Annotated in this window: 1 protein-coding gene; it reads left to right on the top strand. The window is 71.6% G+C overall.

What is annotated here, in order from left to right; translation table 11 throughout:
- Window positions 1–142 precede the first annotated feature (142 nt).
- Window positions 143–455, top strand: a 313-nt coding sequence (locus ACFWB8_RS36590; protein WP_385237497.1) for a peptide-methionine (S)-S-oxide reductase, incomplete at its 3' end; no start/stop codon positions are given.

Here is a 455-nt window from a genome sequence, read left to right as displayed (position 1 = left end):
TTCTCGGGGGCCGCGGGGCTGTCTCCGTTTGTTGCCGGGCGCGGGCTCCACATCTCCCCCAAAAAAAAACCCGGGGGGGGGGGGGGGGGGTTACCCCCGCCCCGCCCCTGCCCGTTGAGGGAAGTACCCAAGGAGGGAATCCATGTTCTCGTACCGCCGTACGCCCGAGCTCGTCACCCGCGAGGAGGCCCTGAAGGGCCGCGCGGAGCCTCTGTTCGCCGTGCCCGAGCGCCACACCGTGCTCGGCAACCCGCTCGCCGGCCCGTATCCCGCGCACCTGGAGGTCGCGGACTTCGGCCTGGGCTGCTTCTGGGGCGCGGAGCGCAAGTTCTGGCAGACCCCCGGGGTGTGGACCACCCTGGCCGGGTACCAGGGCGGCCACACCGAGAACCCGACGTACGAGGAGGTGTGCTCGGGCCTGACCGGCCACACCGAGGTCGTCCGCGTGGTCTTCG

The sequence above is a fragment of the Streptomyces sp. NPDC060031 genome, assembly GCF_042736805.1.
Classification (GTDB): domain Bacteria; phylum Actinomycetota; class Actinomycetes; order Streptomycetales; family Streptomycetaceae; genus Streptomyces.
Note: the sequence above shows the minus strand (reverse complement) of the source record. Positions and strands in the feature narration are given on the sequence as shown.